Raw genomic sequence first — 20,933 nt, forward strand, 5'->3', positions numbered from 1 at the left:
GCCCGTCAGTTGCGGATTGCGCAAGCTGCGTAGGGCGGCGAACACCTCTTCGCGATGGCGATTGGCTGTACTTGTCGGGGGCTTGCCCCTTAAGAGCGGCGCATTATGCAGATCGGCAGCGGCTGGGGCCAGAGTCTGCCGGGCTCAGGTGATGAATTGATGTCGGCGGGAAGGGATGACGCGGAGGGCGACGCCTGCATGGGCGTCGCCTGCAAGAGCATCAGGCGAGTTCGACGAGTTCGTAGCTGTGGGTGATCTCGACGCCGGCCCGACCGAGCATGATGGAGGCCGAGCAGTACTTCTCCGCCGACAGCTCGATGGCGCGCTTGACCTGGGCTTCCTTGAGACCGCGGCCCTTGACCACGAACTTCAGGTGAATGCGGGTGAACACCTTGGGCTCGGTCTCGGCACGATCCGCTTCGAGGAAAGCCTCGCAGCTCTCCACCGGCTGCCGCGCCTTGCGCAGGATGCTGACCACGTCGTAGCTGGCGCAGCCGCCCAGGCCGATCAGCACGGTTTCCATCGGCCGTACGCCGAGGTTGCGACCACCGCTTTCCGGCGGGCCGTCCATGACCACCACGTGACCGCTGCCGGATTCACCGAGGAACATGGCCTCGCCTGCCCACTGGATGCGCGCTTTCATCGCTTTCGTCCTACTTATATATGCAAATGGTGATCAGCTTAACATGCTGGATGGCGTAAACTGATGACCAGTGAAGGGCTATTCAGCTCGCATTTAAGCTGCGCATGTTCTTATCCGGTCTTTGAATTGGAACCGGCGCAGCCTATGCATGCACCGGTTCGGACATCGGTGCCCCCGACTCAGGTTAGCTTTCAACCTCAGGAATCAGCATGGCCGCTATCATCCCACCCGCGAAGTTACAGCACATCGACAAGCTGCTAGCGCACTGCTCGCGTCGCCGCTACACGGCAAAAACCACCATCATCTACGCTGGCGACAACAGCGAAAGCCTGTTCTTCATCCTCAAGGGTTCGGTGACCATCCTTATCGAAGACGATGAGGGCCGCGAAATGATCATCGCCTATCTCAATGCCGGGGACTTCTTCGGCGAGATGGGTCTGTTCTCCAAAGAAGGCAGCGAGCCCGAGCGTAGCGCCTGGGTCCGTGCCCGTACCGAGTGCGAAGTCGCCGAGATCAGCTACAGTCAGTTCCGCGAACTGAGCCAGCATGATCCGGACATGCTGTTCTCCCTCGGCCGCCAGATGGCCGAGCGCCTGCGCCAGACCACCCGCAAGGTCGGCGACCTGGCCTTCCTCGACGTCACCGGTCGCGTGGCGCGCACCCTGCTCGACCTGTGCAAGCAGCCGGACGCCATGACCCACCCGGATGGCATGCAGATCAAGATCACCCGCCAGGAGATCGGCCGCATCGTCGGTTGCTCCCGCGAGATGGTCGGCCGCGTGCTCAAGTCCCTGGAAGAACAGGGACTGGTCCACGTCAAGGGCAAGACCATGGTGGTGTTCGGCACCCGCTGAACCCCGCCCGGTGCGCCCCCGCCAGCAGGCGGGGGCCGCTGCCCCCGCCCTTCCAGCGCGTCAGATCTCGACCTTCCGCTGTACCTTCTCCACCCGCACCGTGGCTTTCTCCTCGACGGTCTTCTCGCCGTTCCCCTTGGCCTTGGGCTCACCCACGACGAAGTGGAATTCTTCGCCGTGCTTGACCGCGCCATAGAGCACCGCCTTCTCGATCAACTCGGTGCCGCGCAGATGCCGCAGCATCAGCGGATCGCAGCGCAGGTCACGATAGAGCGCCAGGCACAGCAGCGCCATGACCACCACGAAAGGCAGTGAGACCACGATGGTCAGATTCTGCAGACCATTGAGGGCGGCGCCTGGATTGCCCGGGTCGCCGATGGCCAGCATGATTGCCGCCACCGCGCCGGTGAGGGCGCCCCAGAAGATCACCGTGCGTCGCGAGGGCTCGGTGGTACCGCGCTCGGACAGGGTACCCATCACCAGGGACGCGGCGTCGGCGCCGGACACGAAGAAGATCGCCACCAGCACCATGACCAGTACCGAGGTCACCGAGACCCAGGGATAGCTGGCCAGCAGATCGTAGAGGGCGAAGTTGCTGTTCACCGCGCCGTCGACCAGGGTGAAGGCGCCCAGGCGCATGGCGTCGATCGCCGCGCCACCGAAGATGACGAACCAGACCACGCTAACCAGACTCGGCACCAGCAATACCCCGGTGACGAACTGGCGGATGGTACGGCCGCGACTGATGCGGGCGATGAACATGCCGACGAAGGGTGTCCAGGAAATCCACCAGGCCCAGTAGAACACCGTCCAGCTCGACAGCCAGTTGCCCATGGCCTCGCCGCCGCTAGCGCTGGTGCGCGCCATCATCTCCGGCAGCAGGTCGATGTAGTCACCGATGGCGGTGGGCAGCAGATTGAGCATCAGCAGGGTCGGCCCGACGACGAAGACGAACAGGGCCAGGGCCACCGCCAGCACCATGTTGGTGTTGGACAGCCACTGGATGCCCTTTTCCACGCCGGACACGGCAGAGATGACGAAGGCCACCGTCAGCACGGTGATGATGCCGATATACAGCATTTTTCCGGGTTGCTCGATCCAGCCGTTGTGTTCGAGTCCGCCAGCGATCTGCAGGGCGCCCAGGCCGAGGGAGGCGGCCGAGCCGAACAGGGTGGCGAAGATCGCCATCATGTCGATGACGCGGCCAAGGGGGCCGTTGGCGTGCTCGCCGATCAGCGGGCGAAAGGCCACCGAGATGAGCTGGCAGCGCCCGCGACGGTAGGTGCCATAGGCGATGGCCAAGCCGACCACGGCGTAGATGGCCCAGGGATGCAGCGTCCAGTGGAACAGCGTGGTAGCCATGGCCACCTGCAGGGCGGCACTGCTCTGTCCCGCGGCGCCGCCGGGCGGCGGGTTGAGATAGTGCGACAGCGGTTCGGCGACGCCAAAGAACATCAGGCCGATGCCCATGCCGGCGCTGAACATCATCGCCACCCAGGAAAGGGTGCGGAATTCCGGTTGTTCGTCGTCGCGTCCCAGGGGGATCCGCCCATAGCGACTGGCCGCCAGCCAGATGACGAAGACCACGAAGCCGGTGGAGGTGAGTACGAACAGCCAGCCGAAATGGGTGATCACCCAGCCCTGGGCGGTAGAGGCGCTGCTGGCCAGACCGGCCTGGTTGACGAAGCCCCAGATCACGAAGGCCAGCGCGGCGATGCTGGTGACGCCGAAGACCACCCAGTCGGTGGTACCGGCGAGTCGGCGATCGCGCCGCGACTCCTCGGTCCGGGAGGGATCGGTGACGCTGATATCAAGTGTTTCGCTTTTTTCTTCCGTTGCCATGGTTCTTGCTTGCCCTGGTTATGGATGGCCTGGTGCGGCGGAGCCCCGGCGCACCTCGCGATGGCCGATCGACTCCTCGACCCGCCACGGTTCAGCGGGTCGGAGGTCATTAACCGGGTTTAGGGGGCAGGAAACAAAGCCCCGCGTCGGCAGCGGGTACACGGAGGTCGTTCCCGCCGATTGGGGCGGGCGTGAGTCGACCTGGGTCACCTTGCAGATAAAAAAAGGCCTCGGTGGTCGCCACCGAGGCCTTGTTCAGGCGCCTGAACGGTCAGGCATCCATGAGCGGGAAGCGCCGGTCAGGAAAGAACAGCCGCTGCAGCTCCTGGCCCGGCTCCTCGGCACGCATGAAGGCTTCGCCCACCAGGAAGGCACGCACCTCGTTGATCTCCATCAGCTCCACGTCGGCGCGATTGAGAATGCCGCTCTCGGTGATCACCAGGCGATCCTGGGGGATGCGCGGCAACAGATCCAGGGTCGTCTCGAGGCTGACCTCGAAGGTGTGCAGGTTGCGATTGTTGACGCCTACCAGCGGGGTATCCAGCACCTTGAGCGCGCGCTCAAGCTCGGCGCCGTCATGGACCTCGACCAGCACGTCCAGGCCGACATCCTTGGCCGTGGCGGCCAGTTCGCCCATCAGGGCGTCGTCCAGCGCGGCGACGATCAAGAGGATGCAATCGGCGCCGATGGCCCGGGCTTCCACCACCTGGATGGGATCGATGAGGAAGTCCTTGCGGATCACCGGCAACTGGCAGGCGGCGCGCGCTTGCTGCAGATAGGCGTTGCCGCCCTGGAAGAAGTCCACGTCGGTGAGCACGCTCAGGCAGGTGGCCCCGCCCAGGGCATAGCTGTGGGCGATCTCCGCCGGCACGAAGTGTTCGCGGATCACGCCCTTGCTCGGCGAGGCCTTCTTCACCTCGGCGATGATCGCCGCTTCCTTGCGTGCCACCTGGGCCTGCAGGGCGCGGGCGAAGCCACGGGGGGCATCGGCGGCGCGGGCCTGGGCCTCGAGCTCGGCCAGGCTGGTACGCGCCTTGAGCTGGGCGATCTCCTCGGCCTTGCGGGCCAGGATCTTCTGCAACACGGTTGGCACACTCACGGGCGACCCTCCTCGCGATAGACGGATGTGAAATGGGCGAGCTCGTCCAGCTTTTCCCGGGCCAGGCCGCTGTAGAGCGCGTCGTGGGCCAAGAGTACCCCTTCATGCAGACTATGGGCGAGATCCGCGGCATAGAGCGCCGCGCCGGCGTTGAGCACGATCATGTCGGCGGCCTTTTGCCCGGCTTCGGTCTTGCGTCGACCGAGGGCGTCGCGGATCAGCGCCAGGGAGGCCTCGGGACCGTCCACGGTCAGGCCGACCAGGGTCTGGCTCTTGATCCCCAGATCCTCCGGCAGCACCTGGTATTCGCTGATGCTGCCGTCCTTGAGTTCGGCCACCTGAGTCGCCGCGGCTAGGCTGAATTCGTCCAGGCCGTCGCGGGAATGCACCACCAGCACATGGTGACTGCCCAGGCGCTGCAGCACCTCGGCCAGGGGTCGGCAGAGGGCGGCGCTGAACACCCCGACCACCTGGTGACGGACACCGGCCGGATTGGTCAGCGGCCCGAGCATGTTGAACAGGGTACGCAGCCCCAGGGAACGGCGCGGCCCGGCGGCATGGCGCATGGCGCTGTGGTGCGACTGGGCGAACATGAAGCCGACGCCTACCTGTTCGACGCAGCGGGCGATCTGCGCCGGAGTCAGCTCCAGGTAGATACCGGCGGCCTCCAGCAGATCGGCGCTGCCGCTCTTGCCGGACACCGCGCGATTGCCGTGCTTGGCGACCTTGCCGCCCGCCGCCGCCACCACGAACACCGAGGCCGAGGACACGTTGAAGATGTTGGCACCGTCGCCGCCGGTGCCCACCACGTCGACCACGTGGTCGAGGCTCGGCAGCACCACCGGGGTCGCCAGTTCGCGCATCACGCTGACCGCGCCGCAGATCTCGTCGATGGTCTCGCTCTTGATGCGCATGCCCATGAGGAAGGCACCGATCTGCGCCTCGTCGGCGCCACCGGTCATGATCTGGCGCATCACCGCCTGCATCTCGGCCACATTGAGGTCGAGTTGGCCACTGATGCGATTCAAGGCCTGCTTGATGTCCATCTAGCGGCGTCCTCCCTGCTGCTTGAGAAAGTTGGCCAAGAGGTCATGGCCATGTTCGGTGAGGATGGACTCGGGATGGAATTGCACCCCTTCGATCATGAATTCGCGGTGCCGCAGCCCCATGATCTCGTCCAGGCTGCCGTCTGGATGCTGGGTCCAGGCGGTGATCTCCAGACAGTCGGGCAGGGTCTCGCGCTTGACCACCAGCGAGTGGTAGCGGGTCACGGTGAAGGGATTGGGCAGGCCGGCGAAGACGCCTTCGCCGTTGTGGTAGACCGGGCTGGTCTTGCCGTGCATCGGCTCGCGCGCCCGCACCACCTCGCCGCCAAAGGCCTGGCCCAGGCTCTGGTGACCCAGGCAGACGCCCAGCACCGGCAGCTTGCCGGCGAAGCGCTCCAGGGTGGCCAGGGAGATGCCCGCCTCGTTGGGCGTGCAGGGACCGGGGGAGACGACGATGCGCTCCGGCGCCAGGTCTTCGAGCGCCTCGACCGGGAGCTCGTCGTTGCGCACCACCTTGACCTCGGCGCCCAGCTCGCCCAGGTACTGCACCAGGTTGTAGGTGAAGGAATCGTAGTTATCCAGCATCAGCAACATGGCAGGCTCCTCAGACGGACTGTTCGGCAAGGGTGACGGCGCGGAACATGGCGCGACGCTTGTTGAGGGTCTCTTCCCACTCCAGCGCCGGCACCGAGTCGGCGACGATTCCCGCCCCGGCCTGCACGTGCAACTCGCCGTCCTTGATCACCGCGGTGCGGATGGCGATGGCGGTGTCCATGTTGCCGTTCCAGGCCAGGTAGCCCACGGCGCCGCCGTAGATGCCGCGCTTGACCGGCTCCAGTTCGTCGATGATCTCCATGGCGCGGATCTTCGGCGCCCCGGACAGGGTGCCGGCCGGCAGGATGGCGCGCAGGGCGTCCATGGCGCTCAGTTGGGGCTTGAGCCGGCCGGTGACGTTGCTGACGATGTGCATCACGTTGGAATAGCGCTCGATGACCATCTTTTCGGTCAGGGTCACGCTGCCGGTGGTGGAGACCCGGCCCACGTCGTTGCGCCCCAGGTCGATCAGCATCAGGTGCTCGGCCAGCTCCTTGGCGTCGGCCAGCAGATCACGCTCCAAAGCCAGATCGGCTTCCTCAGTGGCGCCGCGCGGACGGGTCCCGGCGATGGGCCTCACGGTGATCTCGCCGTCCTCCACCCGCACCAGTACCTCGGGCGAACTGCCCACCACGTGGAAGTCACCGAAGTTGAAGAAATACATGTAGGGCGTGGGGTTGAAGCAACGCAGCGCCCGATAGAGGTCGATGGGCGCCGCCTGGAAGGCGATGGACATGCGCTGCGAAGGCACCACCTGCATGCAGTCGCCGGCCAGGATGTAGTCCTTGATGCGCTGCACCGCGCCTTCGAAATCCTCGCGACTGAAGCTGGAGCGAAAGCTCGGCTCCGGACCGGTCGGGGCGGAAAGATCCAGGCCGCGGCGCGGCACGATGGGCTGGCGCAGGCGGTCGAGGATGTCGGCCAGACGTGCCTGGGCGGCGTCGAAGGCCTCGGCCTCGTCTGGATCGGCCAGCACGATCGCATGGATCTTGCCGGCCAGGTTGTCGAACACCACCACGGCATCGGACACCATCAGCAGGATGTCAGGCGTCCCCAGCGGGTCGGGATTGGGGCAGGCCGACAGGCGGCGTTCCACGTAGCGCACGCTGTCGTAGCCGAAGTAGCCCACCAGCCCACCATTGAAGCGGGGCAGACCATCCAGGGTCGGCACGCGATAGCGCGCCTTGAAGGCTTCGACGAAGGCCAGGGGATCGTCGCAGTGCTCGATCACCTCGACCTCGCGACCGGCATCGCTGACCACCACGCGATGACCATGAACGCGCAGGACACAGCTGCACGGCAGGCCAATGATGGAGTAACGCCCCCACTTCTCGCCGCCCTGCACCGATTCCAGCAGATAGGAATTGGGGCCGTCGGCCAGCTTCAGGTAGATGGATAGGGGGGTGTCGAAGTCGGCCAGGGTTTCGAAGGCCAGGGGAATGCGGTTATAGCCTTGAGCGGCCAGGCGCAGGAAATCGTCGCGGGTCATGATCAGCCTCGTGGCGAGGAAAACGAAAGGTCGGGTGCACAGCGCGCCGGTCAGATACCGGCCAGGACGAAATCAGGCGCGCCAGCGCCAACGGGCCAGGGCCTTGATGACTTTCATCCATGCTCGCGAGGAGCCTGTGCGGGTGACCACCACGATGCGATCTCTTGCTCTTGAGGCGGGGGTTGAAGGGCCACGTTAGCCTAGCCGGCGCGGCATGGCAACCGGCCGGCCACCTCGGCGTGCTAGATGAACAGCTCGCGCAGATCGTCGACCACCAGATCCGGCTGCTCGCTGGCGATGGGCTCGCCATGGTTGTAGCCATAGCTCAGGGCCACGCAACGCACCCCGGCGGCACGGGCGGCGCGGATGTCATTGCGCGAATCACCGATGAACAGGGCCTGACCGGCCACCACGCCTGCCTGCTGCATGACCCACAGCAAGCCCGCCGGATCGGGCTTCTGCTGCGGCAGGGTATCGCCGCCGACGATCCAGTCGAAGTCGCCCAGGCCCATGTCGGCCAGCAGCGGCGCGACGAAGCGCTCCGGCTTGTTGGTGATCACCGCCAGGCGCACGCCCAGGGTGCGCAGCAGCGCCAGGCTGTCCAGCACGCCGGGATAGACGCGGGTCAGGGCGTGGCTGCCGCCATAGAGCGCCATGAACAGGGCCAGCGCGCTATCGGCAGCGGCATCGTCCACGGCGTCGTGCTGCATGTCATCGGCCAGGGCGCGACGCACCAGCACCCGGGCGCCATTGCCGATCCACAGCCGCACCTTGTCCAGCCCCGCCGGCGCGCGGCCCAGGCGTTCGAGCATGGCGTCCACCGCGGCGGCCAGGTCCGGCGCCGAGTCCAGCAGGGTGCCGTCGAGGTCGAACATCACCAGGGCGGGCGGATGCCCGCCACCGAGTCGCACCAGGGCGCTCATACCGAACGGGCCTTGGCCAGCTCGGCGCGCATCGCCTGGATCACCGCGGCGTAGTCGGGCTGGCCGAAGATGGCCGAGCCGGCGACAAAGGTGTCGGCCCCGGCGCGAGCGATCTCGCCGATGTTCTTGACGTTGACCCCACCATCGATCTCCAGGCGGATCGGCCGGCCGGAGGTGTCGATCAGGGCGCGGGCCTCGCGCAGCTTGTCGAGGGTGCCGGGAATGAATTTCTGGCCGCCGAAGCCGGGGTTGACGCTCATCAGCAGCACCATGTCGATCTTGTCCATGACGTACTTGAGCACGTCCAGCGAGGTAGCCGGGTTGAACACCAGGCCGGCGCGGCAACCGCCATCCTTGATCAGCTGCAGCGAGCGATCGATGTGCTCGGAGGCCTCGGGATGGAAGGTGATGTCGGTGGCGCCGGCCTCGATGAAGTCGCCGATGATGCGATCCACCGGTTTGACCATCAGGTGCACGTCGATGGGCGCGGTCACCCCGTAGTTGCGCAGCGCCTTGCAGACCATGGGACCGATGGTGAGATTGGGCACATAGTGGTTGTCCATCACGTCGAAATGGACCATGTCGGCACCGGCGGCGAGGACCTTGTCGACTTCCTCGCCCAGTCGGGCGAAATCGGCGGACAGGATCGAGGGGGCGATGGCGAAGGGTTGCATGGGATAGCCTCGGCGAAGGTTGAGGGGCGGCATTGTAACGGAGATCCGTCTGCGGCTCGGGCGTTCCCGCTGCCCCGACGGGGCGAACGGCGGTAGGCTCGCCAGGGTCAACCATCCCCTTGTTGAGGATTCCCGTCGATGTCGTCACCTGCCCTGCTGCCGCTTTGCCTCCTCCTGCTCGGCCTTGCCGCCCCGGTGCTTGCCGAAGAGGCTCCCAGCCCGGCGCCGGAACCGCCTGCGGCTCCTACAGCCCCGGCGCCAGCGCTGACGCGCAGCCAGGAGCAGCAGCAGGCGCTCATGCGGCAGCTGCCCGCCGAGCAGCAGAAGACCCTGCAGGCCGGCGACGAGTCCTTTCTCGCCCTGCTGTTGCCCGCTACCCGCGCCAAGGCCGCCGGCACGGTGGTGCTGGTGCAGGGCGACGGCGAATCGGCCGACTGGCCCAACGTGATAGCCCCCGTGCGCCAGGAACTACCCACCTACGGCTGGCAGACCATAAGCCTCAGCCTGCCCGATCCCTATGACCCCGTGGTGGCGATCGAGCGGGATACCGCACCGGCGGATACCGATGCCCAGGCCAACAGCGAGCAGGCGGCACCGCCGGTCACCGGCGGCAGCGGCACGGCGCCCGCCGCCCCGACCCAGGCCGAAGCCGGCAGCGGCGAACCAGCCCAGGCGGCGGTCGCGCCGGTCGATCCCGAAGCCGCGGCCAATGCCCAGGCCACCCGGGTGCTGGCGCGCATCGCCGCTGGCATCGACCTGGCGCTGCAACAGGGCGCCAATCCCATCGTGCTGGTCGGCCACGGCACCGGCGCCTACTGGGCGGCGCGCTATCTCGCCGAAAAGGAGCCAGCCGAGATCAAGCAACTGGTGCTCATCGATGGTCGCGAGCCCGAGGGGCTGCCGCCGCGGCTGGACGCCACTATGGGCAAGACCGACCTGCAGATCGCCGATTTGGTGCACGCACCCGGACCGGCCGCCCAGCGGCGCAAGACGCGCGCAGCGCAAAAGGCTAACAAGGGCTATCGGCAGATCGAATTGCCGGTCATCCCGGGCGACCGGGCCGCGGAGCAGGAACAGACCGTCCGCCGCCTGCGCGCCTGGCTGGATCGACTACCGCCAGCCGCTAGCGAAAGCCCCGCCGCTTCTTGATCACCTGGTAGGCAGCGTGCAACTCGGCGGTACGCTGGGCAGCGGCATAGACCGCCGACTGGCCCGCTCCGGCACCGGCCTTCTTGTCGGGATGGTGACGCGAGAGCAATCGGCGATAGGCCTGCTTGACCGTGGCCGCGTCGGCATCGTCGGTGACGCCGAGCAATTGCAGGGCCTTGCGGTATTTCTCTTCGTTGCTGGGCTGCCGCGGCGCCGCCTGTACGGGCGGCTGCAGGGCCAGCACCTGGGCTTCGGCCAGCCCCATTGCCTGCCCCCAGCCCAGGATTTCATCGCGATCACCGGGGCGTACGCTGCCGCTGATCCAGACCATGCGCCAGCAGGCGCGCAGAATCAGCTCACTGCGCTCGCTGAGTCGTTGCAGGTCTGCCGCTGACGGCAGGGTGCCACCCTTGCCCTGCTCGAAGGCGGCGATGGCTTTCTTGCGGTCGTCCGCCCCCAGCCCCAGCCGTTCGATCTCGCCTTCGGCCTGGCGGATATGGGCGGTGAGTACCCGGCCACCACGCTTGGCCAGCCGACCGAGCATCTGGAATTGCGCCTGGTGCTCGAAGCGGCCAGGGCGTCCCTGCCAGCGTGCCTTCCAGCCCGCCAGGGAGGTCAGCCCCAGCTGGCGCTCGCCGGCATGGGCGAGCAACGCCACCAGCAGGGCGCCGGGAATACTGGCCACCGCCCAACCGGCCAGGAAACCCAGCAGCGTCAGCGGCCAGAACCAGAGCTTCAAGAATCCATCCCGAACAGTTGCTCCGCCTCGGCCAAGCGTTCCAGGGTGCCTACGTCCACCCAGCGTCCCGCCAACCGCTGGCCCGAGACCTGCCCGGCGACAATGGCCGGTCGCAGCACATCGACCAGCTTGAAGGCTCCTGCCGTGCAGTCGGAGAAGAGCTGCGGGTGCAGCACGGCGATGCCGCTGTAGGTGAGCTTTTCCGAGGCCTCCAGGGTGATCCGCCCCTCCACCAGACCAAAATCGCCGGTCGGGTGATGAGCGGGATTGTCGACCAGCACCAGGTGCGCCAGGCAGCCGGCGGGCAGTGCCAGGGCCGCGAAATCGACATCGGTGCGGATGTCGCCATTGATCAGCATGAAGGGTTCACTACCCAGCAGTGGCAGCGCCCGAAAGATACCGCCCCCGGTCTCCAGCGGCTCACCTTCGGCGGAAAAGCGAATGGAGACACCCAAGCGACTGCCGTCGCCCAGGACGGCTTCCAACTGGTCGCCCAGCCAGGCGTGGTTGATCACCAAGTCGGTGATACCGGCGGCGGCCAGCGCCTGGATATGGTGCTCGATGAGCGGGCGACCGTTCACTTCGATCAGCGGCTTGGGGCGCGTCAGCGTCAGCGGACGCATCCGTTCGCCCTTGCCCGCCGCCAGGATCATGGCCTTCATGGATGGGCTCGCTCGGCGTGCAACTCGTCCAGCAAGGCGCCCAGGTCCGCCAACTCGGGTCGCCGTGCGACCACGGTCCGGATGTAGGCGAGAAAGCGCGGGCTATCGGCGACGTAGCGCGGCTTGCCATCGCGGTGCCAGATGCGGGCGAAGATGCCCAGCACCTTGAGATGACGCTGCACGCCCATCAGGTCCGAGGCCCGCTGGAAGTCGGCGAACTCGGCCTGCACCAGTATGCCGGCGGCGCGCGCCTGTTCCCAGTAGCCCAGCAGCCAGCGCTGTACCAGCGGCTCCGGCCAGCTGAGGAAGGCATCCTTGAACAGGCTGGTGATGTCATAGGTGACCGGCCCGATGACCGCGTCCTGGAAGTCCAGCACGCCAGGGTTGGGCGTGCTGAGCATCAGGTTGCGTGGCATGAAGTCCCGGTGGACCAGCACCTGGGGCTGCGCCAGGGCACTGTCGATCAGCAGCCGGCAGACGGCCTGCCAGCGTTCGAGCTGGCTGGCACTGAAGGCCGTGTCCAGTTCACGCCCGACATACCACTCCGGAAACAGCCCCAGTTCGCGGGCGAGCAGAGCCTCATCGTAGAGCGGTAGGCTGCCGTTCGTCGGCTGCTTGCCCTGGAAAGCCAGCAGGGCATCGATGGCCGCCTGGAAATAATCGTCGGCATTGGCCGCATTGATCACCTCCAGGTAGGTCAGGGTGCCCAGGTCGCTCAGCAGCAGGAATCCCCGCTCCAGATCCTGGGCCAGGATGCACGGCACATGGACTCCGGCAGCCGCCAGCAATGCGGCCACCTGGACGAACGGACGGCAGTCCTCCTGCGGCGGCGGCGCATCCATCACGATCAGGCTGCGGCCCTCGCCCGCCCAGCGGAAATAACGGCGAAAGCTGGCATCGCTGCTGGCCGCGGTCAGGCTGCCCGTGGGCACCTCGCCCCAGGCCTGCTCCCAGAAAATTTCCGGTAGAACGGTGGTCAGCCAGTCTTCTATCTGGTTTAAGCGAACATCTTCAGTCATTTGCAGCGGATCCCTCGGCCCTAGCCGATGCGCAGGTCATGTTTTATTATCCGCTATCTTTTTGAGCCCATCGAGAGGCCGCGGCCCCTTAATGGCCGGCGTGCAGGACGACTTTAAGGATGGCCGTGAAAACCCCCGCGTTTCGCAGAAAATTTCCCCTCTTGGTAACCGGCAGCCTGCTCGCCATGCAGCCCGTCACCGCCCTTATCGCCGCCCCCGCCGAGCAGTTCAGCTGTAGCGCCGGAGCCGGCGGTGGCTGGTCGTGCAACACCCAGGCACCCGCCGCCGCCATCCCGCCCCGGCCCAGCAAGGGCGAAACCCAGGGCATCGCCGCCGAGCCGGCCGCGCGCCAGGGCGACGCCGCCGTGCTGGTCACCGAGAGCAAGGGTCGTGCCCTAAAGTCCCGCAGCGCCGACTACAGCCACCTGGACTGGGTCCCGCGCGAGCAACTGACCCCGGCCCAGTTGGCCGAGACCGGTCCCTACTGCAGCGGCGCCTATGTCGAGCCGCAGCGCCCGGGCATGTACGACGACACCCCGACCGCCAAGGCCCCGACCTACGTTTCCGCCAAGGCCTCGCGCTACGAGCAGGAGCAGCAGGTCGCCACCCTGGCCGGTGACGTGGTGCTGCGCCAGGGCGGCATGCAGGTGGAATCCCAGGAAGCCAACCTGCACCAGCTGGAAAATCGCGGCGAACTCAAGGGCAACGTCAAATTCCGCGACAACGGCCTGTTGATGGTCGGTGACAAGGCCGATCTGCAGCTGGACAACGGCCAGGTCCAGGTCGACAACGCCGAATTCGTCATGCACCAGAGCCGTGCCCGCGGCAGCGCGCTCTATGCCAAACGCGGCGACGACGCCATCATCCGCCTCAAGGATGGCACCTACACCACCTGCGAACCGGGCAGCAACGCCTGGCAGGTCAAGGGCAACACCGTCACCCTGAACCCAGCCACCGGCCTGGGTTACGCGACCAACGCCACGCTGCGGGTCAAGGACATTCCGGTCCTCTATACGCCCTTCATCTACTTCCCGATCGACGACCGTCGCCAGTCCGGTTTCCTGGCGCCTTCGATCAGCACCTCCAGCGACACCGGCTTCGCGATCACCACGCCCTACTACTTCAACTTGGCGCCCAACTACGACGCCACCCTCTATCCGCGCTACATGGCCAAGCACGGCCTGCAGACCGAGGGCGACTTCCGCTACCTGACCCGCAGCAGCGAAGGCGAGGTCTACGGCTCCTACCTCAAGGACACCGATCCGGAGCACGAAGGCGAACCGGAAGCCACCGACAGCCGCTGGCTGTACGGCTGGAAGAACCGCAGCGGCCTGGATTCGCGCCTGATGGCCGAGGTGGACTACACCCGCATCAGCGATCCCTATTACTTCCAGGACCTGGACACCGACCTCGGCATCAACAAGCCGACCTACGTCAACCAGCAGGGTCGCCTGACCTACCGTGGCGACACCTTCGTCGCCGGCCTCAACGCCCAGGCCTACCAGCTGGCTACCGTCTCCGACGTGACGCCCTACAACCGCCTGCCGCAGCTGACCCTGAGCGGTGCCCTGCCCTACAACCCGGGCGGTCTGGACTTCACCTACGACACCGAGGCGGTGCGCTTCACCCGCAGCTTCGACGACAACACCTACTTCGACCTGGACGACAACGGCAATCGCACCAACGTGCGCAACCGTCCCGACGTCAACCTCTTCGGCCTGACCCGCGCCGAAGGCAATCGCTACCACGTCGAGCCGGGCATCGCCCGCCCGATGACCGCGTCCTGGGGCTTCCTGACGCCGTCACTGCGCTATGCCTATACCCGCTACGACCTGGACCTGGACAGCACCGGCCAGAACGACCTGAACTCGCCGCTGGTCGGCGGTAGTCGTCGCGCCTCGGCGGGTTCCAGCGTGACCAGCTTCAACGACAGCCCGACCCGCTCGGTGCCGATCTTCAGCCTCGACAGCGGCCTCTATTTCGACCGCACCTCGAATCTGTTCGGCGAAGGTGGCAAGCAGACCTTCGAACCCCGCGCCAAGTACCTCTACGTACCCAATCGCGACCAGGACGATCTGCCGGTGTTCGATACCGGCGAATACACCTTCAGCTACAGCTCGCTGTGGCGCGACAACCGCTTCACCGGTCGCGACCGCATCGGCGATGCCAACCAGCTGGCCCTGGGTGCCACCAGTCGCTTCATCGAGCCCAATGGCTTCGAGCGCGCCAATGTGAGCTTCGGTCAGCTGTTCTACTTCCGCGACCGCGAGGTGCAGCTGCCCGGCCTGACCAAGGACGACCTGGCCTACGCCCGCAGCCTGGGGCAGAACATCGACAATCCCCAGGCCACCACCTCGCGCTCGCCCTATGCTCTGGCCGGCATGTATCGCTTTAACCGCGACTGGCGTGTGAACGGCGAATTCAACTGGGATCCGACCCTGCACCAGACCGATTCCGGTAGCGTCATGTTCCACTATCAGCCGGAAGCCGAGCCGGGCAAGATTCTCAACGTCGGCTACCGCTATCGTGACAACGTCCGGGTGTTCGATCCGAACTTCGGCCGCTTCACCTACAACAGCGACGACTACAAGGTCGACCAGCACGACATCTCCTTCATCTGGCCGATCGTGCCTCAGTGGTCCGCCATCGCCCGCTGGCAGTTCGACTACAACAAGAGCCGTACCCTGGAGGCCTTCGGTGGCTTCGAGTACGACAACTGCTGCTGGAAGCTGCGCCTGATCAGCCGCTACTGGCTCAAGAGCGAAGACGACGTCTTCTACACCGCCCAGAGCTCCGAAGCCGATCGCGGGATCTTCCTGCAGATCGTGCTCAAGGGACTCGGCAACGTCTTCGGCGGCAAGACCGAAGGCTTCCTGGACAGAGGCATTCAAGGCTATCGTGAACGTGAAGACCAAGCTATGTAACGCCCTGCGCCCGCTCGCCCTGGGCGCGGCGCTCGCTCTCTCCCCTCTGGCTCAGGCTGCCGTGGTTCCGCTGGACAAGGTCGTGGCCATCGTCGACAACGACGTGGTCATGCAGAGCCAGCTCGATCAACGCCTCAACGAGGTCAAGCAGAACATCACCCGCCGGGGCGCCGCGGCGCCGCCGGAAAGCGAGCTGCGTCAGCAGGTGCTCGAACGGCTGATCCTGGAAGACATCCAGATGCAGCTAGCCGGCCGCATGGGCGTGAAGATCTCCGACGAGGAACTCAACCAGGCCGTCGCCACCATCGCCCAGCGCAATGGCCTGAGCGTGGCCGAATTCCGCCAGGCCCTGGCCCGTGACGGTCTCTCCTACGATGCCGCCCGCGAGCAGGTCCGGCGCGAGATGATGATCAGCCGAGTGCGTCAGCGTCAGGTCGGTCAGCGCGTGCAGGTCACCCAGCAGGAGGTGCAGAACTTCCTCGCCTCGGATCTGGGCAAGCTGCAGCTGTCCGAAGAGTATCGGCTGGCCAATATTCTGATCCCGGCAGCCGACAACGCCGGCACTGCCGGTCTCGACGCCGCCGCGCGCCAGGCCCAGGACACCTACAACCAGTTGCGTCAGGGCGCCGACTTCAACCAGCTGGCCATCGCCCGCTCGGCCGGTGACAACGCCCTCGACGGTGGCGAGATCGGCTGGCGCAAGGCTGCCCAGCTGCCCCCGCCCTTCGACCGCCTGATCGGCAGCGTCGGCGTCGGCGGCATCACCCAGCCTGTGCGCGTGCCCGGCGGCTTCGTGATCCTCAAGGTGGAAGAGAAGCGTGGTGGCGAGGCCAGCATCGTCGACGAGGTGCATGTCCGGCACATCCTGCTCAAGCCCAATGCCGTACGCAGCGACGCCGAGACCCAGCGGCTGGCCGCGCGCCTGCGCGAGCGCATCCAGAATGGCGAGAGCTTCGCCACCCTGGCCAAGAGCTTCTCGGAAGATCCGGGCTCGGCGCTCAATGGCGGCGACCTGGGCTGGATCAATCCGGAATCCCTGGTGCCGGAATTCCGCGAAGTGATGAACAGCTCGCCGGTCAACCAGCTGTCGCAGCCGTTCCACACGCCGTTCGGCTGGCACATCCTGGAAGTCTTGGGCCGTCGGGCCACCGACAACACCCAGCAGGCGCGCGAGCAGCAGGCCTTGAATCTCCTGCGCAATCGCAAGTACGACCAGGAGCTGCAGACCTGGTTGCGCCAGATCCGCGACGAAGCCTACGTCGAGATCAAGCAGTAACCCCAAGGCCGCAGGCATCCCCTGCGGCCTTCTTGTTTCCGGAGCCCGCCATGGCCCTGCGCTTCGCCCTGACCCCCGGTGAACCCGCCGGTATCGGTCCCGACCTCTGCCTGCTGCTGGCGCGCGTCGCCCAGCCCCACGCCCTGATCGCCATCGCCAGCCGCGACCTGCTGGCCGCCCGCGCGGTGGAACTGGGGCTCGCCATCGACCTCATCGCGGTAGACCCCACGGCCTGGCCCGACCGCCCGGCGCCGGCTGGTGCCCTCTATGTCTGGGACACTCCGCTGGGCGCGCCGGTGGTGACCGGGCAGCTGGATACCGCCAATGCCGCCTACGTCCTGGAGACCCTGACCCGCGCCGGCCAGGGCTGTCTCGACGGCATCTTCGCCGGGATGATCACCGCGCCGGTGCACAAGGGCGTGATCAATGACGGCGGCGTGGCCTTTTCCGGCCATACCGAATTCCTCGCCGAGCTGACCGACACCCCCCAGGTGGTGATGCTGCTGGCGACCGCCGGCCTGAGGGTGGCCCTGGTCACCACCCACCTGCCGCTGCGCGAGGTGGCAGATGCCATCGATCGCCAGATGCTGCTGGACGTGACCCGCATCCTGCATGGCGATCTGCAGCGCTATTTCGGCGTCGCCCGGCCGCGGATCCTGGTCTGTGGCCTCAATCCCCATGCCGGCGAGGGCGGTCATCTGGGCCGCGAAGAGCTCGAGATCATCGAGCCGGCGCTGGACAGCCTGCGCGCCGAAGGCCTCGACCTGGTCGGGCCGCTGCCCGCCGACACCCTCTTCACCCCTAAGCACCTCCAGCACTGCGACGCGGTCCTGGCCATGTACCACGACCAGGGCCTGCCGGTGCTCAAGCACAAGGGCTTCGGCGCCGCGGTCAACGTGACCTTGGGGCTGCCGATCATCCGTACCTCGGTCGACCACGGCACCGCCCTCGACCTGGCCGGCAGCGGTCACATCGACACCGGCAGTCTGAAGGTGGCTCTCGACACCGCCTACAGCATGGCGGCCCATCGCCGCTCGGTGACTTAAGAGGCTATTCATAACCTCGCAAGCTAGAGACATACAAGGCCTGGGCGGCCCCGCAAAAAGCCCTGAGGAAGCGGATCGGGCTCGCGGGCGAGTTTACGAATGGTAAATGAGCATTTCCGACGGGGCCGCCTAGGTGGGGCTGGCCTTCCAGGGTCTTTTCAACGCAGTTTGGCCGACGCGTAGCAGGTTACGAACAGCCTCTGAGCGCTCCGGTGACGGTCAAGGGTCTGCTAAACTGGTGGGTCTTTGCCGTCTTGAAATCGCAGGCCCGCTGCCTGCGCCGGAGCACCTGATGACCGAGCTCTACCAACACCGCGCCCGCAAGAGGTTCGGCCAGAACTTCCTGCACGACGCCGGGGTGATCCATCGCATCCTTCGCGCCATCCACGGACGACCCGGCGAGCGACTGCTGGAGATCGGCCCGGGCCAGGGCGCCCTTACCGAAGGTCTACTCGGCAGCGGCGCCCGGCTCGACGTCATCGAGCTGGACCAGGACTTGATTCCCCTGCTCAGACTCAAGTTCGGCCTCAATCCGCTGTTCACCCTGCACCAGGGTGACGCCATGAAATACGACCTCTCCAGCATCGCCGCGGGCGATCGACTGCGGGTGGTGGGCAACCTGCCCTACAACATCTCCACGCCGCTGATCTTCCACCTGCTCAGTTTCGCCGACATCATCGCCGACATGCACTTCATGCTGCAGAAGGAAGTGGTGGAACGCCTGGCGGCGGTGCCCGGCAATGGCGACTGGGGCCGGCTGTCGATCATGGTGCAGTATCACTGCCGCGTGGAGCACCTGTTCAACGTCGGTCCGGGCGCCTTCAATCCGCCACCCAAGGTGGATTCGGCCATCGTCCGCCTGGTGCCTCATACCGAGCGCCCCCACGTGGCCCGTGACCCGGTCCTGCTCGAACGCGTCGTCCGCGAGGCCTTCGGCCAGCGCCGCAAGACCCTCAGGAACACCCTCAAGGGCACCCTGGACAGCGCCGCCATCGAAGCCGCCGACGTCGATCCCGGGCTGCGCCCGGAGCAGCTGGACCTGGCCGCCTATGTGCGCCTGGCCAACCAGTTGGCGTCCAGCTGAAGCCTTTCCACCCGTATCCGCAGAGAATCCTTTCGTGACCGAGCCCGATCCGCGCTACCTCATCACCGTGCAGGTCACCACCCGCTACCTGCCCGAACAATCCAGCGCCAGCCAGGAGCGCTACGCCTTCGCCTACGATGTGAGCATCCGCAATGACGGCCAGCTGCCGGCGCAACTGCTCAGCCGCCACTGGATCATCACCGACGGCAATGGCGAGGTGCAGGAAGTGCGTGGGCCGGGCGTGGTGGGCGAGCAGCCGCTGATCGCCCCGGGCGCGACCCACAGCTATTCCAGCGGCACCCTGATGCCGACCCAGGTCGGCAGCATGAGGGGCAGCTACCAGATGGTCGCCAGCGATGGCCACCTCTTCGACGCCGCCATCCCCACCTTCCGCCTGGCCGTACCGGGCTCGCTACACTAGGACTGCCGATGACGCTGTACGCCGTTGGTGACCTGCAAGGTTGCCTCGACCCGCTCAAATGCCTCCTCGACGAGGTCCGCTTCGATCCCGCGCAGGACCGCCTCTGGCTGGTAGGTGATCTGGTCAACCGCGGACCTCAGTCGTTGGAAACCCTGAGATACCTGTACGCGATACGCGATTCGGTGGTCAGCGTCCTGGGCAACCACGACCTGCACCTGCTGGCGGTGGCCCTTGGCGGCGCCAGGCTGAAAAAGCAGGACACCCTGAGCGACATCCTCGCCGCTCCCGATCGCGACGAACTGCTGAGCTGGCTGCGCCACCTGCCGCTGATCCAGCACGATGCCGAACGCAACTGCGTGCTGGTCCACGCCGGCCTGCCACCGCAATGGACGCTGACCCAGGCCAAGAGCCTGGCCGGCGAAGTGGAGGCCGTGCTGCGCGATGATGAGGCCCATGTGCCCTTTCTCGAGCAGATGTATGGCAATGAGCCGGCGCTCTGGCAAGATGATCTCCAGGGCCAGGAGCGCCTGCGCCTGATCACCAACTACCTGACGCGCATGAGATTCTGCAGTCCGGAAGGTCGGCTGGAATTCAAGAGCAAGGAAGGCCTGGACAGTGCGCCGGCCGGCTTCGCCCCCTGGTTCAGCCACGAGCATCGGCTGACCCGCGACGTGCGCATCCTGTTCGGCCACTGGGCCGCGCTCAAGGGTCGCTGCGCAGCGCCCAATGTCGAGGCCCTCGACAGCGGCTGCGTTTGGGGCGGCGACATGACCCTGCTCGACGTCGACGGCAACCGCCGTCATCTCTGCAGTTGCAAGGAGAAGAAATGAGCGAATTCACCTGTATCTCCCCCGAACGGGCCCTGGAACTGCGCAGTGAGGGCGCCCGGATCGTCGACATCCGCGATCCGCACAGCTACGCCACCCTACACGTCGCCGGCGCCCAGCGGATCGACAACCAGAACATCCATGACTTCATCGCCGCCGCCGATCTCGACGCGCCGCTGTTGGTGTTCTGCTACCACGGCCATTCCAGCCAAAGCGCGGCGGCCTTCCTGGCCGGCCAGGGCTTCAGCCAGGTCTACAGCGTCGACGGCGGCTTCGAAAACTGGCGCACCCTCTATCCCGAGCAGACCGAAAGCGGCGCGGGCGTTTAACACAGCGGCTTGACGCTGTGGTTACAAGAATAAACCGAATTGGCTCTTCCACATCTCGCAGATAGGACTATTCTGGAATCAGGCCCCCCGGAAACGGCGGGCTCGATAACCGGCTTTGGACCATCGGTGTAACCACTGGAGATTCGGGGGAATTCCAGGGGGACCGTTTCCATCGGTCTCCTTCGTGCGTCTCTCGAAACCCAACCCTTCTCTGCAAGCGTGTAAGGATCGATTAGGCAAGACGACCGCGAAGGTATTAGAGACGTTATCTTTCGTCGCCCGGCATGACCGCT

General features: G+C 66.1%; 19 protein-coding genes and 1 pseudogene. 9 read left to right on the forward strand and 11 right to left on the reverse strand.

The genetic code is table 11. The features are described from left to right. Positions 1-220 precede the first annotated feature (220 nt). Entirely contained in the window at positions 221-643 is a 423-nt protein-coding gene (locus tag BMZ43_RS16235) for an OsmC family protein (protein WP_017640370.1), read from the reverse strand. A 209-nt stretch (positions 644-852) separates the two neighbouring features. Between BMZ43_RS16235 and crp the strand changes: the two genes are divergently transcribed. Beyond that, complete coding sequence (gene crp, locus BMZ43_RS16240; RefSeq protein WP_093254930.1) at positions 853-1,497, forward strand: cAMP-activated global transcriptional regulator CRP; 645 nt, start codon at positions 853-855, stop codon at positions 1,495-1,497. Positions 1,498-1,557: 60 nt separating this feature from the next. On the opposite strand, the gene BMZ43_RS16245 is transcribed toward crp, so the two are convergent. The 7 genes and pseudogenes from BMZ43_RS16245 to rpe form a co-directional block, all read right to left on the reverse strand. Then, complete coding sequence (locus tag BMZ43_RS16245) at positions 1,558-3,339, reverse strand: BCCT family transporter (protein WP_017640368.1); 1,782 nt, start codon at positions 3,337-3,339, stop codon at positions 1,558-1,560. Between the two features lie 271 nt (positions 3,340-3,610). Continuing rightward, the gene (gene trpC, locus BMZ43_RS16250) at positions 3,611-4,438 is read right to left on the reverse strand and encodes an indole-3-glycerol phosphate synthase TrpC (protein WP_093254931.1); all 828 of its coding nucleotides are present in this window, start codon (positions 4,436-4,438) and stop codon (positions 3,611-3,613) included. Continuing rightward, on the reverse strand, positions 4,435-5,484 hold the full coding sequence (gene trpD / locus BMZ43_RS16255) for an anthranilate phosphoribosyltransferase (protein ID WP_017640366.1): 1,050 nt from the start codon (positions 5,482-5,484) through the stop codon (positions 4,435-4,437). Before trpD ends, trpC begins: the two co-directional genes overlap by 4 nt. Next, a complete protein-coding gene (locus tag BMZ43_RS16260) occupies positions 5,485-6,078 on the reverse strand; it encodes an anthranilate synthase component II (protein WP_064306800.1) in 594 nt (197 codons plus the stop codon). Positions 6,079-6,088: 10 nt separating this feature from the next. Continuing rightward, positions 6,089-7,567: an anthranilate synthase component I gene (gene trpE, locus BMZ43_RS16265; RefSeq protein ID WP_064306801.1), complete on the reverse strand. Its 1,479-nt coding sequence runs from the start codon at positions 7,565-7,567 to the stop codon at positions 6,089-6,091. Between the two features lie 72 nt (positions 7,568-7,639). Then, positions 7,640-8,490, reverse strand: a pseudogene (locus tag BMZ43_RS16270) (phosphoglycolate phosphatase). After that, positions 8,487-9,164, reverse strand: coding sequence for a ribulose-phosphate 3-epimerase (gene rpe / locus BMZ43_RS16275; protein ID WP_093255240.1), 678 nt, complete (start codon positions 9,162-9,164; stop codon positions 8,487-8,489). The pseudogene BMZ43_RS16270 and the gene rpe overlap by 4 nt, the downstream one beginning before the upstream one ends. A gap of 138 nt (positions 9,165-9,302) precedes the next feature. On the opposite strand from rpe, the gene BMZ43_RS16280 reads away from it, so the two are divergent. After that, the gene (locus BMZ43_RS16280) at positions 9,303-10,313 is read left to right on the forward strand and encodes a DUF3530 family protein (protein ID WP_093254935.1); all 1,011 of its coding nucleotides are present in this window, start codon (positions 9,303-9,305) and stop codon (positions 10,311-10,313) included. Here BMZ43_RS16280 and BMZ43_RS16285 read toward each other — a convergent pair. The 3 genes from BMZ43_RS16285 to BMZ43_RS16295 are packed head-to-tail and all read right to left on the reverse strand — an operon-like array spanning position 10,288 to position 12,733. Beyond that, on the reverse strand, positions 10,288-11,052 hold the full coding sequence (locus tag BMZ43_RS16285) for a DnaJ domain-containing protein (protein ID WP_017640360.1): 765 nt from the start codon (positions 11,050-11,052) through the stop codon (positions 10,288-10,290). The two genes, BMZ43_RS16280 and BMZ43_RS16285, sit on opposite strands and share 26 nt — an antisense overlap. After that, complete coding sequence (gene murU / locus BMZ43_RS16290; RefSeq protein WP_093254938.1) at positions 11,049-11,714, reverse strand: N-acetylmuramate alpha-1-phosphate uridylyltransferase MurU; 666 nt, start codon at positions 11,712-11,714, stop codon at positions 11,049-11,051. The genes BMZ43_RS16285 and murU overlap by 4 nt, the downstream gene beginning before the upstream one ends. Further along, the gene (locus BMZ43_RS16295) at positions 11,711-12,733 is read right to left on the reverse strand and encodes an aminoglycoside phosphotransferase family protein (RefSeq protein WP_093254941.1); all 1,023 of its coding nucleotides are present in this window, start codon (positions 12,731-12,733) and stop codon (positions 11,711-11,713) included. The genes murU and BMZ43_RS16295 overlap by 4 nt, the downstream gene beginning before the upstream one ends. Positions 12,734-12,852: 119 nt before the next feature. Here BMZ43_RS16295 and BMZ43_RS16300 point away from each other — a divergent pair, with 119 nt between their 5' ends. The 7 genes from BMZ43_RS16300 (at position 12,853) to glpE (ending at position 20,640) form a co-directional block, all read left to right on the forward strand. Continuing rightward, positions 12,853-15,657 carry an LPS-assembly protein LptD gene (locus BMZ43_RS16300; protein WP_093254944.1) on the forward strand — a complete coding sequence of 935 codons (2,805 nt, stop codon included), beginning with the start codon at positions 12,853-12,855 and terminating at the stop codon, positions 15,655-15,657. Next, positions 15,638-16,933 (forward strand): peptidylprolyl isomerase, encoded by a 1,296-nt coding sequence (locus tag BMZ43_RS16305; protein WP_093254947.1) that lies wholly within the window; start codon positions 15,638-15,640, stop codon positions 16,931-16,933. The genes BMZ43_RS16300 and BMZ43_RS16305 overlap by 20 nt, the downstream gene beginning before the upstream one ends. Positions 16,934-16,983: 50 nt before the next feature. After that, complete coding sequence (gene pdxA / locus BMZ43_RS16310; RefSeq protein ID WP_093254950.1) at positions 16,984-17,979, forward strand: 4-hydroxythreonine-4-phosphate dehydrogenase PdxA; 996 nt, start codon at positions 16,984-16,986, stop codon at positions 17,977-17,979. A 292-nt stretch (positions 17,980-18,271) separates the two neighbouring features. Then, positions 18,272-19,063, forward strand: a complete 792-nt coding sequence (gene rsmA, locus BMZ43_RS16315; protein WP_017640354.1) for a 16S rRNA (adenine(1518)-N(6)/adenine(1519)-N(6))-dimethyltransferase RsmA — start codon at positions 18,272-18,274, stop codon at positions 19,061-19,063. 34 nt (positions 19,064-19,097) lie between these two features. Further along, entirely contained in the window at positions 19,098-19,484 is a 387-nt protein-coding gene (apaG, locus tag BMZ43_RS16320; RefSeq protein WP_093254953.1) for a Co2+/Mg2+ efflux protein ApaG, read from the forward strand. 8 nt (positions 19,485-19,492) lie between these two features. Continuing rightward, complete coding sequence (locus BMZ43_RS16325) at positions 19,493-20,314, forward strand: symmetrical bis(5'-nucleosyl)-tetraphosphatase (protein ID WP_017640352.1); 822 nt, start codon at positions 19,493-19,495, stop codon at positions 20,312-20,314. Continuing rightward, complete coding sequence (gene glpE / locus BMZ43_RS16330; protein ID WP_017640351.1) at positions 20,311-20,640, forward strand: thiosulfate sulfurtransferase GlpE; 330 nt, start codon at positions 20,311-20,313, stop codon at positions 20,638-20,640. Before BMZ43_RS16325 ends, glpE begins: the two co-directional genes overlap by 4 nt. Positions 20,641-20,933 lie beyond the last annotated feature (293 nt).

This window comes from Pseudomonas sp. Snoq117.2 (genome assembly GCF_900110545.1).
Classification (GTDB): domain Bacteria; phylum Pseudomonadota; class Gammaproteobacteria; order Pseudomonadales; family Pseudomonadaceae; genus Chryseomonas; species Chryseomonas benzopyrenica.

Excerpts from the sequence above, each read along its gene's own strand:
- BMZ43_RS16280 (WP_093254935.1), top strand. The coding sequence starts at position 9,303 with ATGTCGTCACCTGCCCTGCTGCCGCTTTGCCTCCTCCTGCTCGGCCTT.
- BMZ43_RS16300 (WP_093254944.1), top strand. The coding sequence starts at position 12,853 with ATGGCCGTGAAAACCCCCGCGTTTCGCAGAAAATTTCCCCTCTTGGTA.
- pdxA (WP_093254950.1), top strand. The coding sequence starts at position 16,984 with ATGGCCCTGCGCTTCGCCCTGACCCCCGGTGAACCCGCCGGTATCGGT.
- trpE (WP_064306801.1), bottom strand. The coding sequence starts at position 7,567 with ATGACCCGCGACGATTTCCTGCGCCTGGCCGCTCAAGGCTATAACCGC.
- BMZ43_RS16245 (WP_017640368.1), bottom strand. The coding sequence starts at position 3,339 with ATGGCAACGGAAGAAAAAAGCGAAACACTTGATATCAGCGTCACCGAT.
- rsmA (WP_017640354.1), top strand. The coding sequence starts at position 18,272 with ATGACCGAGCTCTACCAACACCGCGCCCGCAAGAGGTTCGGCCAGAAC.
- BMZ43_RS16325 (WP_017640352.1), top strand. The coding sequence starts at position 19,493 with ATGACGCTGTACGCCGTTGGTGACCTGCAAGGTTGCCTCGACCCGCTC.
- BMZ43_RS16260 (WP_064306800.1), bottom strand. The coding sequence starts at position 6,078 with ATGTTGCTGATGCTGGATAACTACGATTCCTTCACCTACAACCTGGTG.
- trpD (WP_017640366.1), bottom strand. The coding sequence starts at position 5,484 with ATGGACATCAAGCAGGCCTTGAATCGCATCAGTGGCCAACTCGACCTC.
- crp (WP_093254930.1), top strand. The coding sequence starts at position 853 with ATGGCCGCTATCATCCCACCCGCGAAGTTACAGCACATCGACAAGCTG.
- murU (WP_093254938.1), bottom strand. The coding sequence starts at position 11,714 with ATGAAGGCCATGATCCTGGCGGCGGGCAAGGGCGAACGGATGCGTCCG.
- rpe (WP_093255240.1), bottom strand. The coding sequence starts at position 9,164 with ATGCAACCCTTCGCCATCGCCCCCTCGATCCTGTCCGCCGATTTCGCC.
- BMZ43_RS16295 (WP_093254941.1), bottom strand. The coding sequence starts at position 12,733 with ATGACTGAAGATGTTCGCTTAAACCAGATAGAAGACTGGCTGACCACC.
- BMZ43_RS16235 (WP_017640370.1), bottom strand. The coding sequence starts at position 643 with ATGAAAGCGCGCATCCAGTGGGCAGGCGAGGCCATGTTCCTCGGTGAA.
- glpE (WP_017640351.1), top strand. The coding sequence starts at position 20,311 with ATGAGCGAATTCACCTGTATCTCCCCCGAACGGGCCCTGGAACTGCGC.